General features: G+C 75.6%; 13 protein-coding genes and 1 tRNA gene. 11 read left to right on the top strand and 3 right to left on the bottom strand.

Translation table 11 applies throughout. The annotated features are described in order from the left end of the window. The first annotated feature begins 58 nt into the window (after positions 1–58). From OUQ99_RS25750 to OUQ99_RS25710, 9 genes are all read left to right on the top strand, one after another. The gene (locus OUQ99_RS25750) at positions 59–1,564 is read left to right on the top strand and encodes an FGGY-family carbohydrate kinase (protein WP_267946363.1); all 1,506 of its coding nucleotides are present in this window, start codon (positions 59–61) and stop codon (positions 1,562–1,564) included. Beyond that, positions 1,561–2,325, top strand: coding sequence for a histidine phosphatase family protein (locus tag OUQ99_RS25745; RefSeq protein WP_267946362.1), 765 nt, complete (start codon positions 1,561–1,563; stop codon positions 2,323–2,325). Before OUQ99_RS25750 ends, OUQ99_RS25745 begins: the two co-directional genes overlap by 4 nt. Positions 2,326–2,392: 67 nt before the next feature. Next, the gene (locus tag OUQ99_RS25740) at positions 2,393–3,877 is read left to right on the top strand and encodes an extracellular solute-binding protein (RefSeq protein ID WP_267946361.1); all 1,485 of its coding nucleotides are present in this window, start codon (positions 2,393–2,395) and stop codon (positions 3,875–3,877) included. A gap of 13 nt (positions 3,878–3,890) precedes the next feature. Further along, the gene (locus OUQ99_RS25735) at positions 3,891–4,838 is read left to right on the top strand and encodes a carbohydrate ABC transporter permease (RefSeq protein WP_267946360.1); all 948 of its coding nucleotides are present in this window, start codon (positions 3,891–3,893) and stop codon (positions 4,836–4,838) included. A 3-nt stretch (positions 4,839–4,841) separates the two neighbouring features. Beyond that, positions 4,842–5,708, top strand: a complete 867-nt coding sequence (locus tag OUQ99_RS25730; protein ID WP_267946359.1) for a carbohydrate ABC transporter permease — start codon at positions 4,842–4,844, stop codon at positions 5,706–5,708. Further along, positions 5,705–6,841 carry an ABC transporter ATP-binding protein gene (locus OUQ99_RS25725; RefSeq protein ID WP_267946358.1) on the top strand — a complete coding sequence of 379 codons (1,137 nt, stop codon included), beginning with the start codon at positions 5,705–5,707 and terminating at the stop codon, positions 6,839–6,841. The genes OUQ99_RS25730 and OUQ99_RS25725 overlap by 4 nt, the downstream gene beginning before the upstream one ends. Further along, positions 6,838–7,983 (top strand): ABC transporter ATP-binding protein, encoded by a 1,146-nt coding sequence (locus OUQ99_RS25720; RefSeq protein WP_267946357.1) that lies wholly within the window; start codon positions 6,838–6,840, stop codon positions 7,981–7,983. The genes OUQ99_RS25725 and OUQ99_RS25720 overlap by 4 nt, the downstream gene beginning before the upstream one ends. Continuing rightward, entirely contained in the window at positions 7,980–9,029 is a 1,050-nt protein-coding gene (locus OUQ99_RS25715) for an NAD(P)-dependent oxidoreductase (protein WP_267946356.1), read from the top strand. Before OUQ99_RS25720 ends, OUQ99_RS25715 begins: the two co-directional genes overlap by 4 nt. Before the next feature lie 424 nt (positions 9,030–9,453). Next, positions 9,454–10,155, top strand: coding sequence for an exonuclease domain-containing protein (locus OUQ99_RS25710; protein WP_267946355.1), 702 nt, complete (start codon positions 9,454–9,456; stop codon positions 10,153–10,155). A gap of 195 nt (positions 10,156–10,350) precedes the next feature. On the opposite strand, the gene OUQ99_RS25705 is transcribed toward OUQ99_RS25710, so the two are convergent. From OUQ99_RS25705 to OUQ99_RS25695, 3 genes are all read right to left on the bottom strand, one after another. After that, positions 10,351–11,121 (bottom strand): glycosyltransferase family 2 protein, encoded by a 771-nt coding sequence (locus OUQ99_RS25705; protein WP_267946354.1) that lies wholly within the window; start codon positions 11,119–11,121, stop codon positions 10,351–10,353. Continuing rightward, the gene (locus tag OUQ99_RS25700; protein WP_267946353.1) at positions 11,115–11,909 is read right to left on the bottom strand and encodes a GntR family transcriptional regulator; all 795 of its coding nucleotides are present in this window, start codon (positions 11,907–11,909) and stop codon (positions 11,115–11,117) included. The genes OUQ99_RS25705 and OUQ99_RS25700 overlap by 7 nt, the downstream gene beginning before the upstream one ends. Before the next feature lie 227 nt (positions 11,910–12,136). Further along, a tRNA-Arg gene (locus OUQ99_RS25695) sits at positions 12,137–12,208 on the bottom strand. Positions 12,209–12,339: 131 nt separating this feature from the next. On the opposite strand from OUQ99_RS25695, the gene OUQ99_RS25690 reads away from it, so the two are divergent. Then, positions 12,340–12,732 carry a response regulator gene (locus OUQ99_RS25690; protein ID WP_267946352.1) on the top strand — a complete coding sequence of 131 codons (393 nt, stop codon included), beginning with the start codon at positions 12,340–12,342 and terminating at the stop codon, positions 12,730–12,732. Next, the gene (locus OUQ99_RS25685) at positions 12,729–13,841 is read left to right on the top strand and encodes a DALR anticodon-binding domain-containing protein (RefSeq protein WP_267946351.1); all 1,113 of its coding nucleotides are present in this window, start codon (positions 12,729–12,731) and stop codon (positions 13,839–13,841) included. The genes OUQ99_RS25690 and OUQ99_RS25685 overlap by 4 nt, the downstream gene beginning before the upstream one ends. Positions 13,842–13,941: the final 100 nt, after the last annotated feature.

The following is a 13,941-nucleotide window of genomic DNA, read 5'->3' as shown; positions in this document are numbered from 1 at the left end:
CCACGTCCGAAGGTGAAGCAGGTCACATCCCTGTGCGCCTCCGAGCAGAGGATCCGCGGTGCGCGCTGCCGGTTCACCACGCGAAGCTCCCCCCGACCCCGCCGACCGGCGCGACGCCCTCTGGCTCGGCGTCGACCTGGGGACCCAGGGCGTCCGCGCCGTCCTCGTCGACGACCACGGCGCCGTCGTCGGCTCCGGAGAGGCCGCCCTGCTCCGCGACCACCGCGACGGGCCCCGCCACGAACAGGACCCCGAGGAGTGGTGGAGCGCCACCTGCCGGGCCACCGGCGCCGCCCTCGCCGCGCGGGACCCCGGGGACGGGCGCCCGGTCGGCGCCGTCAGCGTCGACGGCACCTCCGGCACCCTCCTGCTCCAGACCGCCGACGCGCTGCCCGTCGGACCGGCCCAGATGTACGACGACGCCAGGGCGGCCTCCCGGACCGCGGCGATCCACGCCCTGGGCGCCGACCACGTCCAGCCCACCTGGGCCCTTCCCCGCCTGGTCGGACTCGCCCGCGAGGGCCGCCTCGCCCCGGGACTGCTCGTCGCCCACCAGGGCGACCACGTCTCCGGGCGCCTCGCCGGAGCGGCCGTGCCCACCGACACCAGCCAGGCCCTCAAGACCGGCTACGACCCGCGGAGCCTGAGCTGGCCGCACACCCTCGTGGACCGCCTCGGGATCGATCCGGCGGTCCTGCCCCCCGTGGTCGCCCCCGGCGCCACGGTCGGCCACGTCACCGCGGCGGCCTCTCGCGCCTCCGGCATCCCCGAGGGCACCCCCGTCCGGGCCGGCATGACCGACGGCTGCGCGGCCCAGGTCGCCACCGCCGCCCTCGCCCCGGGGCTCTGGTGCTCGTCCCTCGGCACCACGCTCGTCCTCAAGGGCGCCAGCCCCCACCCGCTCCGCGACCCCTCCGGTGTGGTCTACAACCACCGCAACCCGGACGGCGGCTGGCTGCCCGGGGGCGCGTCCAGCACCGGTACCGGACGGCTCGACACCGACCTCGGCGGCCACGACCTCGACCTGCTCACCGCGCAGGCGCTCCGCCTCGGCGTCCCCGGCGGAGCCACGTACCCGCTCGCGGGCACCGGCGAACGGTTCCCCTTCGCGGCCCCCGGCGCGCGGGGGTTCGACATCGGCCCCGGGAGCGGCCCGGCGGACCCCGCCGCGCGCCTCAACCGGATCGCCCACGGGCTGGCCTACGTCGAACGCCTCTCCCTGGACGCCCTCGCCGCGCTCGGCGCCGACACCGCGGGACCGGTCACCGCCGTCGGCGGCGCGGTCCGCAACCACTGGCTCACCGCCCTGCGGGCCGACGTCCTCGGCCGCACCGTGCTGGTCCCCGCGCACACCGGGTCGGCGTTCGGCTCCGCCGTGATCGCCCGCGCCCCGGCGGGCCGCCTGGCCGAGACCGCGCGCGCCATGGTCCGCGTCGCCCACCGCTACGAACCCGATCCGTCCCGCGCGGACGAACTCGCACACGGGTACCGGCGCCTCGTCGAGGCCCTCCGCGACCGCGGGTGGCTCGGCGGCCCCCGGACCCCGGAGGGGGCCACGGCATGATCCCCGCGCACACCGAGCTGTCCCTGGTCCGCCACGGCCGCACCGTCTGGCACGCCGAGAACCGGTACGCGGGCAGTTCCGACATCCCCCTCGACCGCACCGGCCGCGACCAGGCCCGCGCCCTCGCCCTCTGGGTCGGCGACCACCCCCACGACGCGGTCGCCTGCTCCCCGCTCGGCCGCGCCAGGGCCACGGCCCTCCCCGCCGCCGCGGCGCTCGGAGTGGAGCCCGTCGTCCTGCGGGACCTCTCCGAGGCCGGCTTCGGGCTGGCGGAGGGACTGACCCTCGCCGAGACCGACGCGCGCCACCCCGGCGCGGCGCACGCCTTCCGCGCCGACCCCGCGGCCCACCCGCTCCCCGGGGCGGAGGACCCCGCCGCGGTCGCGGACCGCGTGCGCGCGGCCCTGCGGAGCCTCGCCGACGAGTACCCCGGGCGGCGCGTCCTCGTCGTCGCCCACAACACGGCGCTGCGCCTGGCCCTGTGCTCCTGGCTCGGCATCCCCCTGGCCCACTACCGGCGCGTGCTCCCCCGGCTGGACAACGGCGCCGTCACCCGGCTGCGCGTCCCCGCCGACCCCGCCGAACCGCCCGCCCTGCTGGCGCTCAACCTCCCGACGCGCCGGGAAACCCGCACGGACCCGCGGACACACGCCTCCCCGGTGAGCCCCCGGCGCCCCTCCGACCCGGCGCGTCCGCGGACCTCCGCGCCCCCGGCGAGCCCCGGTCCGGACACGCGACGGGACCCCGGCCCCTCCGACTGACCCCCGGCGCGGCCGACCGGCGGCCCCGCCGGACGGCGCCACCCCCCACCACCGACTGGAGAGCACCATGAACCCCAGAAGGAACCGCCGCCCCCCGCGTACCCCCGGATCCCCCCTCGTCCCCGGCCCGCCCGGAGCGCCGGACCTGTCCCGGCGCCGTGCCATGGGCCTCCTGGGCGCGGGCGGCGCGGCCGCGGCGGGAGCGGTCCTGCTGCCCGGGTGCGGACTGGGCACCGGCAGCATCGCCGGCGGCGAGAACGGGGCCGGCGAGGTCACCGGGGCGTTCGACTGGCGCAAGGCCGAGGGCGCCGAGATCTCCGTGCTCCAGACCCCGCACCCCTACCAGGTGGCCTTCCAGCCCCTCCTCGCGCAGTTCACGGAGCTGACCGGCATCACCGTCAACGCCGACCTCGTCGCGGAGGCCGACTACTACACGCGCCTCAACACCGAGCTGGCCAGCGGCGCGGGCAACTACGACGCGTTCATGACCGGCGCCTACTTCATCTGGACCTACGGCCCGCCCGGCTGGATGGAGGACCTGCGCCCCTGGATCGACAACGAGTCCGCCACGAGCGACGAGTACGACTTCGACGACATCTACGAGGGCCTGCGCACCTCCACCTCCTGGGACTTCACCACCGGGAGCCCGCTGGGCACAGGAGGGCAGTGGGCCGTCCCGTGGGGCTTCGAGACCAACGTGATCTGCTACAACAAGGCCGAGTTCGACCGGCGCGGCATCCGGCCGGCGGAGACCTTCGACGAACTCCGCGAACTGGCCGTCGACCTCACGGACCGCTCGGAGAACACCTACGGCCTCGCCTTCCGGGGATCGCGCTCCTGGGCGACCATCCACCCCGGGTTCATGACCCAGTTCACGAGGGAGGGCTGCGTCGACTACACGCTGGAGGGCGACCGGCTCGTGGCCGCCATGAACTCGGAGGCCGCCGTCGGCTTCACCCGGAAGTGGGTCGACCTCGCGCGCGACGCCGGCCCCACCTCCTGGACCACCTACGACTACCCCGACTGCACCGCCGACCTCGGGTCGGGCACGGCCATGATGGTCTACGACGCGGACTCGGCCACCTACCCCCAGAACATCGCGGGCAACAGCGCCGAGGCGGGCAACCTCGCCTGGCACCCGGGACCGGCCGGACCCGACGGCAACTACGACACCAACCTGTGGACGTGGTCGCTGGCCATGAGCTCCGCGTCCCGCAACAAGCTCGCCGCCTGGCTGTTCATCCAGTGGGCCACGGGCAGGGACGCCCAGAGCCAGGCCGTCCAGACCGGCGAGCTGGGGTTCGCCGACCCCACCCGCGAGTCCGTGTTCGAGGACGCGTTCAAGGCGGGCCTCGGCGAGTTCTCCGGCTACCAGGAGACCTTCGAGAGGGTCATCGACTCCACGAGGATCCACTTCACACCGCAGACGCAGTTCTTCGAGAACACCGAGAACTGGGCGGTGGCGCTCCAGGACATCTACGCGGGCGACGACGCCGGGGAACGGCTCGACGCGCTGGCGCGGGCGAGCACCGACGCGCTCGACACCGAGTGAGGGGGACGAGCACGTGAGCACGACCACCGCACCCCCGGAGGCGGAGGGGGACGGGCCCGGGGGCGGCGCCCCCGTCCGCCGGGTGCCCGCCTGGCGGCGCGGGCTCCGGCCCTACCTGCTGTCCGTCCCCGCCGTCCTCGTCATCGCGGGCATCCTGTACCCGTTCGCCCTGGGCGCCTACTACGCCTTCCTCGACTACGCGGCCGTCGTCCCCGAGCCCGTGTTCGTCGGCCTCCGGAACATCACCGGGACCCTCGGCGACCCGGTGTTCTGGTCCAGCGTGCGCGTGACCGCCACCTACGCCCTCGCCGCCACGGCCGTCGAGACGGTCCTGGGCGTCGGCATCGCGCTGCTGCTCTTCCGCGCCGGCCTCGTGGGCAGGCTCCTGGAACGCCTGCTGATCCTGCCGCTGATGATCGCCCCGGTGATCGCCGGCGTCATCTGGGGGCTGATGTTCAACCCCCAGTTCGGCGTGCTCAACCACATGCTCGGACTCGGCTCCACCTTCGACTGGCTGAGCGAGGACCGTGCCCTGTGGTCGGTGATGCTGGTCGACGTCTGGATCTTCACCCCCTTCGTCGCGGTCCTCGTCCTGGCGGGGCTCCGCTCGCTGCCCCGGGAGCCCTTCGAGGCGTCCGACGTGGACGGCGCGGGCTGGTTCTACATGTTCCGGCGCCTCATGCTGCCGATGATGTGGCCCTACATCCTCGTCGCCGTGATCTTCCGGTTCATGGACTCGCTGAAGGTCTTCGACCACGTGTACGTGCTCACCGCCGGAGGGCCGGGAGGGGCCACCCGCACCCTCCAGATCGGCGCCTTCCAGAACTCGATCACCAACCTGAACTTCTCCCTCGGCAGCACCTACATGCTGCTGCTGTGGGTGATCGTGTTCATCACCGCCCGCTACCTGGTCGCCGTCCTGGGCCGGGCCCAGCGCCGCGCGGCCGGATCGGAGGACTGAACCGTGACCGCCACCCGCCGACCGGGACGGCGCCGGTTCTCCCCGGCCTCCGCCGGGGCCGACCTCCTGCTGGTCCTGTGGTTCGCCTTCTCGCTGTTCCCGATCCTGTGGATGGTCCTGCTGTCCCTCAAGTCCAGGGCGGACCAGACCTCCACCTACTTCGTGTTCACCCCGACCCCGGACAACTTCGCCACCGTCCTGAGCGAGGAGGGGGTCCGCCTCACCGGCGTCGACTTCACCGGGGCGCTGCTCACCAGCCTGGTCACCTCGCTGGGCGCGGTCCTGCTGTCCCTCGCCATCGGCGTCCCGGCGGCCTACGCGGCCGGACGCTGGGCCTACCGGGGGTCCGGGGACATCATGTTCACCATCCTGTCGTTCCGGTTCGCGCCGGAGCTGATGGTGATCGTGCCGCTGTTCGTCATCTACAACCAGCTCGGGCTGTTCGACTCCGACGCCGGCACGATCTGGGTGCTCCAGCTGGTCACCCTGCCGCTGATCGTGTGGATCCTGCGGTCCTACTTCCAGGACATGCCGGAGGAGCTCGAACAGGCGGCCCTCCTGGACGGCTACACCCGCACCCGCGCCTTCCTCATGGTGGCGCTCCCGCTGGTGCGGCCCGGCATCGCGGCGTCGGCGCTGCTGGCGTTCGTCTTCGCGTGGAACAACTACGTGTTCCCGCTGATCCTCACCGGCGGCCAGAACCCCACGGTGACCGTGGCCGTGACCCGGTTCCTCGGCGGCGGCGGGCAGGCGTTCTACAACCTCACAGCCGCGGCCGCGCTCATCGCGGCCCTGCCACCGCTCCTGGTGGCCCTGTCCATCCAGCGCTATCTCGTGCGCGGCCTGTCGTTCGGGGCGGTGAAGTCGTGAGTTCCCTGGAACTGCGCGGGCTCGGCGCCCGCTACGGAAGGAAGACCGCCCTCCACGGCCTGGACGCGGAGATCGCCGACGGCGAGTTCTTCGTCGTCCTCGGCCCCTCGGGGGCGGGCAAGACCACCACCCTCAAGTGCGTCGCCGGCCTCGTGGAGGGGGCCACCGGCGCCGTCCTCATCGGCGGTCGCGACATGACCGGGGTGGAGCCCTACGAGCGCAACGTGGCGATGGCCTTCGAGAGCTACGCCCTCTACCCCCAGAAGACCGTGGCGGAGAACCTCGCCTCGCCCCTGCGCTCCGGGCGCCTGGGGACCTGGACGCCCGAGCAGCGCGGCGCACGCATCGGCGAGGTCACCCGGACCCTGGGCATCGACCACCTGCTCGGCCGCTATCCGCGCGAGCTGTCCAACGGCCAGCGCCAGCGCACGGCCCTGGGCCGCGTGCTGGTCAGGCCGGCCGACGTCTACCTGCTGGACGAACCCCTCTCCCACCTGGACGCCAAACTGCGCGCCGCCATGCGGGCGGAGCTCAAGCAGCTCAGCGGGATGGCGCGCACCACGACCGTCTACGTCACCCACGACTACCAGGAGGCCCTCGCCCTGGGCGACCGCATCGGGGTGCTGCGCGAGGGGCGGCTCGTCCAGGTCGGCACCCCGGCCCAGGTGTGGGAGACCCCGGCGGACGCCTTCGTCGCCCGCTCCCTGGGACAGCCCGAGACGAACCTGCTGGAGGCCCGCGTGCACCGAGGACTGGCCACCACCCACGGAGGGGGAGCCACCGTCGCCCTCCCGGAGGAGGCGCACGGCGCCGACGGCGTCCTGCTCGGGCTGCGCCCCCGGGACCTGCGGATCGCAGGACCGTCCGCGCCTCCGGACGGCGCGGGGCGGGAGCTCACCATGCGCGGCCGGGTCGTCCTGGTCGAACGCCTCGGCCGCTCCCGCGAGCTGAGCGTGGACGTGGCCGGCCGGACCGTCATCACGGTCACCGACGACCCGCGCGTCCGGGAGGGGGACGACGTCACCCTCGCGGTCGCGTGGGGACGCGTCCACGTCTTCGCGGGGCCGGCGGGGGACGGGTCCCCGCACCCGCCCCGGGTGGGCAGTGCGCTGCCGGTCGGGGGGACGCGATGACGGCCGCGCCGGACACCGCGCCCCGGGCCGCCCGGAGCCTCACCCTGCGCAACCTGCACAAGACCTACACCGCGCGCGGGCGCGAGCCGTTCGCGGCCGTGCGCGGCATCGACCTCGCCGTCGAACCGGGGGAGATGGTCGCCCTCCTCGGCCCCTCCGGCTGCGGCAAGACCACCACCCTGCGCATGATCGCCGGCCTGGAGACCGTGACCTCCGGGGAGGTCCTCATCGGCGACCGCGCGGTCACCGACCTGCCCCCGGGCAGGCGCGACGTCGGCGTCGGCTTCGAGGGCTACGCCCTCTACCCGCCCCTGTCGGTGAGGGAGAACCTGGCGTACGGGCTGCGCGCGCGGAGGGCCCGCGACGTCGGGCCGCGCGTGGCCGCGATCGCCGAGCGCCTGGAGATCACCGACCTGCTGGACCTGCGCCCCGCCGGCCTCTCCAGCGGCCAGAAGCAGCGCGTGGCCCTGGCGCGGGCCCTGGTCCGCAACCCGCCGGTCCTGCTGCTGGACGAGCCCCTGTCCCACCTGGACGCCGGGCAGCGCCAGCGGGTGCGGCGCGAACTGAAGGTGCTCCAGCGCGAGTTCGGCTACACGACCATCGTGGTCACCCACGACCAGCTGGAGGCGCTCAGCCTCGCGGACCGGATGGCGGTCATGGACGGCGGTGTGATCCGGCAGTTCGGCACCCCCGACGAGGTCTTCGACGACCCCGCCGACCGGTTCGTCGCCGACTTCGTGGGCGAACCCTCGATCAACCTGGTCGGGGGCACGGTCGCGGACGGCGGCGGGGCCGTCCGCATCGGCGGGGCCGGGACCCTGCCCACGGCCTCCCGCGCCCGTGCGGGCACCCGGGTCCAGGTGGGGCTGCGCCCGCAGGACTGCGAGCTCGTCGGGCGGGGGTCGGCGCGGCCCGCGCTGAGCGCGACCGTCGGCGTGTTCGAGTACCTCATGGAGTTCGGACTGGCCACGGTCGACCTCGCCGGGCAGGACCCGCCGGAGGCGGGAGGAGGGGGCCCGGGCCGGTTCGTCGTCCAGACGCCCGGCGGGGCCTCCCTCGACCCGGGCGCCCCCGTCCTGATCGGGGCACGGCCCGAACACGTCCACCTCTTCGACCCCGGAACGGGGGAGCGACTGCGATGACCGACACCCTTCGCCTGGTCTGCGCCGGGGACAGGTTCATCTCCGCCGACCTGCTCGCCGGGGCGCTGGAGGCCGAACTGGCGGGCGGCGCCCGGCGGCACGCCCTCCCCGCCACGATCGACCGCGTCGACTCCGACTGGCCCACCGCGCCCTTCGCCGACGTGGACGGGGTCAGGGAGGCCTCCGGGGACCCCGCCGCGCTGGCCGCCCTGACCCGGGGCGCGCACGCCCTGGTCACCCACCTGGCGCCGGTCACACGCGAGGTGGTCGAGGCGGGGCGCGGCACCCTGCGGGTCATCGGCGTGACCCGGGGCGGCCCCGTCAACGTGGACGTCGCGGCGGCGGCCGAGGCGTCGGTGCCCGTGGTCCACCTGCCCGGGCGCAACCTGGGCGCGGTCGCCGAGTACTGCGTCGGAACGATGATCTGCGCCATGCGGGGCCTGCCCGACGCCGCGGCCGGGCTGGCGCGCGGCCGGTGGGACGCGGAGGGGTTCCGGTACGAGCGCACCGGCACGGAGCTGCGGGCGGCCACGGTGGGACTGGTCGGGCTGGGGGCGGTGGGGGCGCGGGTGGCCGAACTGCTGGGAGCCTTCGGCGCGACGGTGCTCGCCCACGACCCCTACGCCGACCCCGCGACGGCGCGCCGCGCGGGCGCCCGCCTGGTGGGGCTGGACGAGCTGCTGGCCGGGTCGGACGTGGTGAGCCTGCACGCCCGCCTGACGGAGGAGACCCGCCACATCGTGGACGCGGCGGCGCTCGCGGCGATGCGGCCGGGATCACTGCTGGTCAACACCGCGCGCGGTGAACTGGTGGACGCGGCCGCGCTGGACCGGGCCCTGGAGTCGGGGCACCTGCGCGGAGCGGTGCTGGACGTGTTCGACCCCGAGCCCCCGGCGGCGGGAGACCCGCTGCTGCGGCGCCCGGGGGTCTTCGCCACCCCGCACCTGGCGGGCGCGTCCACCCAGGTCGCGGAGGAGTCCGCGGTCCGGATCGCGCGCGAGGTCGCGGCGGTGCTCACGGGGGGAGGGGCCGGCCGGGACACGTGAGCGCGCGGACAACGGTCGTCCACAGGCCGCGTCCGGCTCTGGCGCCCCAGCGCCCGCCCCGGTTGACTGGAAGACGGGGGGTCCCCAGGGGCCCGCCCGCTCCGGCCTGCCCTCGCACGGCCGGCCCGGTCGCGCGCCCCGGGCCCCGCCCGCGCTCCACACCCTGCGGCCCCACCCCAGCTCCCGGCCGCCACCCCCGCCTGTCCGGGGTGACGTTCCCCGCGTCGGCAGTGCGCGGCGGCGAGTTCTCCCGGCGGCCCCTCCCGGCGCGGGAGGCCGTCCCGGGTCTGCGACCACGGGCGGGCCCTCCCCGGGAGGCGCCGCCCGCCCGGGAGGGCCGGCCGCGGCGGCCCCGGGACCCCCGCGTCCCCGGTGTGGGACGCCAGGTGCGGGAAGGTAGGAACCAGCCGACCCGAAGGACGTCATGACCTGGCACATGCAACCGATGGCCGCCCTGGACTTCGAGTCCACCGGACTGGACCTGGCCGCCGACCGGATCGTCACCGCCGCCCTGTGGCGGATCGACCCCGGCGCCCGCACCAAGGACGCCACCACCTGGCTGGCCGACCCGGGCATCGAGATCCCCGAGGAGGCCGCGGCCATCCACGGGATCACCACCGGGCACGCCCGCGAGCACGGCCGCCCGGCCGCGGAGGTGGTGGCCGAGATCAGCGCCTCCCTGGAGCGGGCCGTCGTGGAGGGGCTGCCCGTGGTGATCTACAACGCCCCCTACGACCTCGGCCTGCTCTCCGCCGAACTGGAACGGCACGGCTCGGGGGTGAGCTTCTTCGGGCAGCTGCGCGTCGTGGACCCCCTGGTGCTGGACAAGCAGATGGACCCCTACCGCAGGGGCGGGCGCAAGCTGGTGGACGTGTGCGCGCACCACGGCGTGCCGCTGGACGAGCAGCAGGCCCACGGGGCCTCCGCCGACGCGCTCGCCGCGGCCCGCCTGGCCTGGAAGCTCGCCGCCGCCCACCCCGAGCTGGCCGAGATGGGCGTGGACGACCTGCACGCCGCCCAGATCGGCTGGAAGGCCGACCAGGCGGCGTCCTTCCAGGCCTACCTGCGGAGGGGGCGGGACCCCGAGGCGGTCGTCGACGGCTCGTGGCCGATCGCCAAGGCCTGAACCCGGACAGCGCGCCCACCGCGGGGGCTGTGCCCGCGCGGGCGGTCGGCCCGCCCCTCCCGGCCGGAGCCCCGGCCCGGTACGCCGGCGGCGGTCGGCGTACCGGCCGACCGCCGCCGGCGTCCGGGGCGTGTTCCGCGGACGCTCCGGGAGGGCCCGTCGGGCGCGGGCCCGGAACGGTCCGCGGAGCGCGGACTAGCCCCGGGGCGGGACGAAGTCCCAGCCGGTCCGCGCCAGGGACAGCGCCCGCGCCTCCACCACGGCCATGCGCGCCGCACGCTCCCCGCGGTCGGTGTGCGCCGCCGCGGCGGTCACCTGGCCCGGCCACTTCCGGTACAGCAGGCCGTGCTCCGCCGTGAACCACCCGCGGCTCACGGCGTCCAGCGCCAGCAGCAGCCCGGTGTCCTCCGACGCCGGGAGCGCCATCCACCCGCCCAGGGCCAGGAGCAGGTCGCGGCGCACACAGAGCGTCGCCGGGTGCACCGGCGCCAGGAAGTCGTGCGCCCGCCAGCTCGACAGGACCGACCCGCGCTCGACGGGCCCCTCGGCGGGATCCCCCGGAAAACCCTCGGTGGAGCCGTCGGGCAGCAGGTCCAGGACCGCCGACGCCGCCCACGCGGCCCCCGAGCCGCCCGTCAGCGCGGCGAGGTCCCGGGCCAGGGCCCCGGGCGTCAGCTGGTCGTCGGCGTCCAGCACCTTGACGAACTCGCCCTCCGCCCGGGACAGCGCCAGCGTGCGGGCCATGCCCGCCCGGCCGGGCCGCCCCTGCCCGAAGCTCACCCGGGGGTCGCCGGGCAGGAGGGGACGGACCTCGTCGGTCTCACCGTCCTCCTGGACGACCCACTGCCAGTCCCACCCCCCGGGCAGCCGCTGCTCCGCGAGGGAGCGGTAGGCCTCGGGCAGGAACCGGGCGCCCGGCGCGTGGACCGCCGTGACGACGGAGACGATCCCGGGCACGGCTACCACCGCTCCAGCCGCGTCGTGAAGACCGCCTCGGCGCGGTCGCCCGGGAGGACGACCTCGGACCAGTCCACGACCCTGCCCCGCGTGTCGGTGGAGGCCTTCCTGAGCACCATCACGGCGACGCCCTCACCCAGCCCGAGCTCCTCCGCCTCGTCGGGGGTGGGCGGCCTCGCCGTCACCCTCTCCTCCACGCGGTCCACCTCGACGCCGACGGTGCGCAGCTGGCTCTGCGTGCCTCCCGGCCACGGTTCCGCGGACTCGTCGAGCAGCGCGGGCTCGGACTCCAGCAGGTCGATCGGGATGTAGGACGAGGTGAGGCCGAACGGCGCGTCCTCGTCGCGGTGGCGGGTCCGGTAGACGCGCTCCAGCAGCGCGGTCCCCTCCGGCACCCCCAGCGCCTCCGCCAGGCCGGCATCGGCCACCACCCGCGTGTAGCGGGCACTGAACACCAGGTCGTCCACCACGGATCCCGTGTCGTTCTCGGTCGCGCCGGTGGAGCGCCGCTCCCGGAGGTCCGTACGCGCCCGGTCCTTCTCCCACTGGTGGCGCTCGTCGTTCCGCAGCACCCCGCGCCGCGGTGCGAGCACCACGGGACCCCGGCCGGGACGGTCCCCGACCAGGCCCTCGGCGCGGAGGATCACCAGTGCCCCGCGCACGGCCGCCGGGTCCGCGCCGTGGCGTTCGGCCAGCTCGGCCCCGGAGGGCAGCGGTTCCCCGGGGGCGGGGTCCCCGGCCCGGATCCGCCGCCGGAGCTCGCCCGCGAGCCGCTCGTTCGCCCTGTGCCCGACCATGTGTCGCTCACCGCTCCCACCGGCCCCGTGAGGACCGTCACCAGGATTCGGGGACCCCGTCCCCCTGCCAGGCGGGTCCGTTCCCCTCGGAATCCGTCGCCTCCGTGCGCGGCCTTGGCCCTGCAGAGGGCGGCGCACCGGGTCGGACGACCTCCCGGAAAAGAAAAAGACCAGCTGGGAACAGTGTTCCCGCTGGTCGTCTCCACTACGGCGCTGACGCGCCCGCGTGCCCCCTGCAGGATTCGAACCTGCGCACCCGGCTCCGGAGGCCGATGCTCTATCCCCTGAGCTAAGGGGGCTGGCTTGCGTGAACAACTGTAGCAGGGGACCGGGGCCCTTCGTCCACCGCTTCGGGACGCACCGGGGAGGGGCGCGCCGATCGGCGGATTCCGGTGGTGCCGTGTCGCCGCGCGGGGGTAGTGTCACGCCCGTGAACGCCCTACCCACACGGGTTCTCGTCGTCGAGGACGACGACGTGATCCGGGAACTGATCCGCCTCAACCTCGAACTGGAGGGGTTCGAGGTGTTCACCGCCGTGGACGGACGCGACTGCCTCGACCGGGCCGCCCACATCGCCCCCCACGTCATCACGATGGACGTGATGATGCCCCGTATGGACGGCTGGACCGCCGCCGAGCGGCTGCGCGCCGACGCGCGCACCCGGCACTGCCCCATCATCCTGGTCACGGCCCGCACCCAGGCCGACGACCAGCGGCGCGGCGAGCGGATCGGCGTCGACGCCTACGTCACCAAGCCGTTCGACCCCGACGCGCTGATCGACGTCATCCGCGGCCTCGTCGACGGGGCCGGGGGCCCCGAATGAACCCCGGGCGCCTGGAGGCCGTGCTCCGCGAGGCCGCCGCCCGCGCGTTCGACCTCCCGCCGGACGAGGTGCCGTTCGTGTGGCCGCGCCACGACCAGGCGGACGGGGGCGCCGACGCCGCCACCGCGCTGGCGCCGCGCCTGGTCGGGAAGGTCGCCGCGCGGCTCCCCCCGGGCGGGGGGCGCGGGCGGCGCCACCACGTGCTGGTCTCCGGCCTTGTGGCCGCGCAGCTGGAGAGCATGCGCGAAGAGGGCCTGGCCGACTTCGCCCGGGTCCTCGGCGACGGGCGCGGCTTCCTCAACATCACGTTCACCGACGGCCAGAGGGACGCCCTGGTCGCCGAGGCCGCCGACGGCCCCCGCTTCCTCACCGGCCGCGACTGGGACGGCGAGGGGGAGTGGCCGCGGACCGCACTGCACGAGGCGGGGCCGGTGGCCCAGGCCCGCAGGCTCGCCCGGGCCGACGCACGGGGGCGCATCGCCCTGGCCACCGGGCCGCGCACCCCGCCGCCGGGCCCCGGTACCGCCGAGGTGTCCTGGCGCGACCCCTACCTGGACGGCGACCGCAGCGAACTCCTCACCCCCGCGGCGCGCGTCCTCGGCGCCGTCGGGGAGGACAGCGCGCGCGTCGCCTTCTGCCGGTCGGTCCCCGAACGTCCCCGCGACACCGAGACCACCGGCCGCGACCTGCCCGTCCTGCCCTCCGCCGAGTACCCGGGGGCCTGGGTCCGCCTCACCGACGCCAACCCCGCCTTCCGGCTGCGCCACGCCCACGCCCACGCCGTCACACGCGGGCGCTGGACGGCGGAGGGGGCGCCGCCCCCCGCCGCGTGCCCCGAGCACGCGGCGGCCGTGCGCGGACTCCTCTTCGACGGGCCCGGCGTGCTGGACACGGCCGCGCGCCGAGAGGAACCCCATATCCTGGTGAGATACCTGGAAGCGCTGGCCAGTGCCTACGATGAGTGGCGGGCGTGTCCCCACGCGGCCGCCGGACCGGCGGAGCGGGGCGCCCAGGACCCGGACACGGGCACGGCACTGCCCGCCGCCGTCGCCGGGGTCCTCCGCACCGGGCTCTTCCTGCTCGGGGTGTCAGCGCCCACAAGGCTGTAGACGCCCCGTCGTCCCTCCCGGGGCCACCCGTCCCCATCGTTCCGATCGGGTCGGTGGACAATGGGCCCGGGCCCCGCCGCCGGGGGCCCGCCGACCCGCA

Source organism: Streptomonospora nanhaiensis (assembly GCF_026642255.1).
Classification (GTDB): domain Bacteria; phylum Actinomycetota; class Actinomycetes; order Streptosporangiales; family Streptosporangiaceae; genus Nocardiopsis; species Nocardiopsis tropica.
The sequence above is the reverse complement of the archived record's forward strand: the minus strand, read 5'-3'. Positions and strand labels throughout refer to the sequence as shown.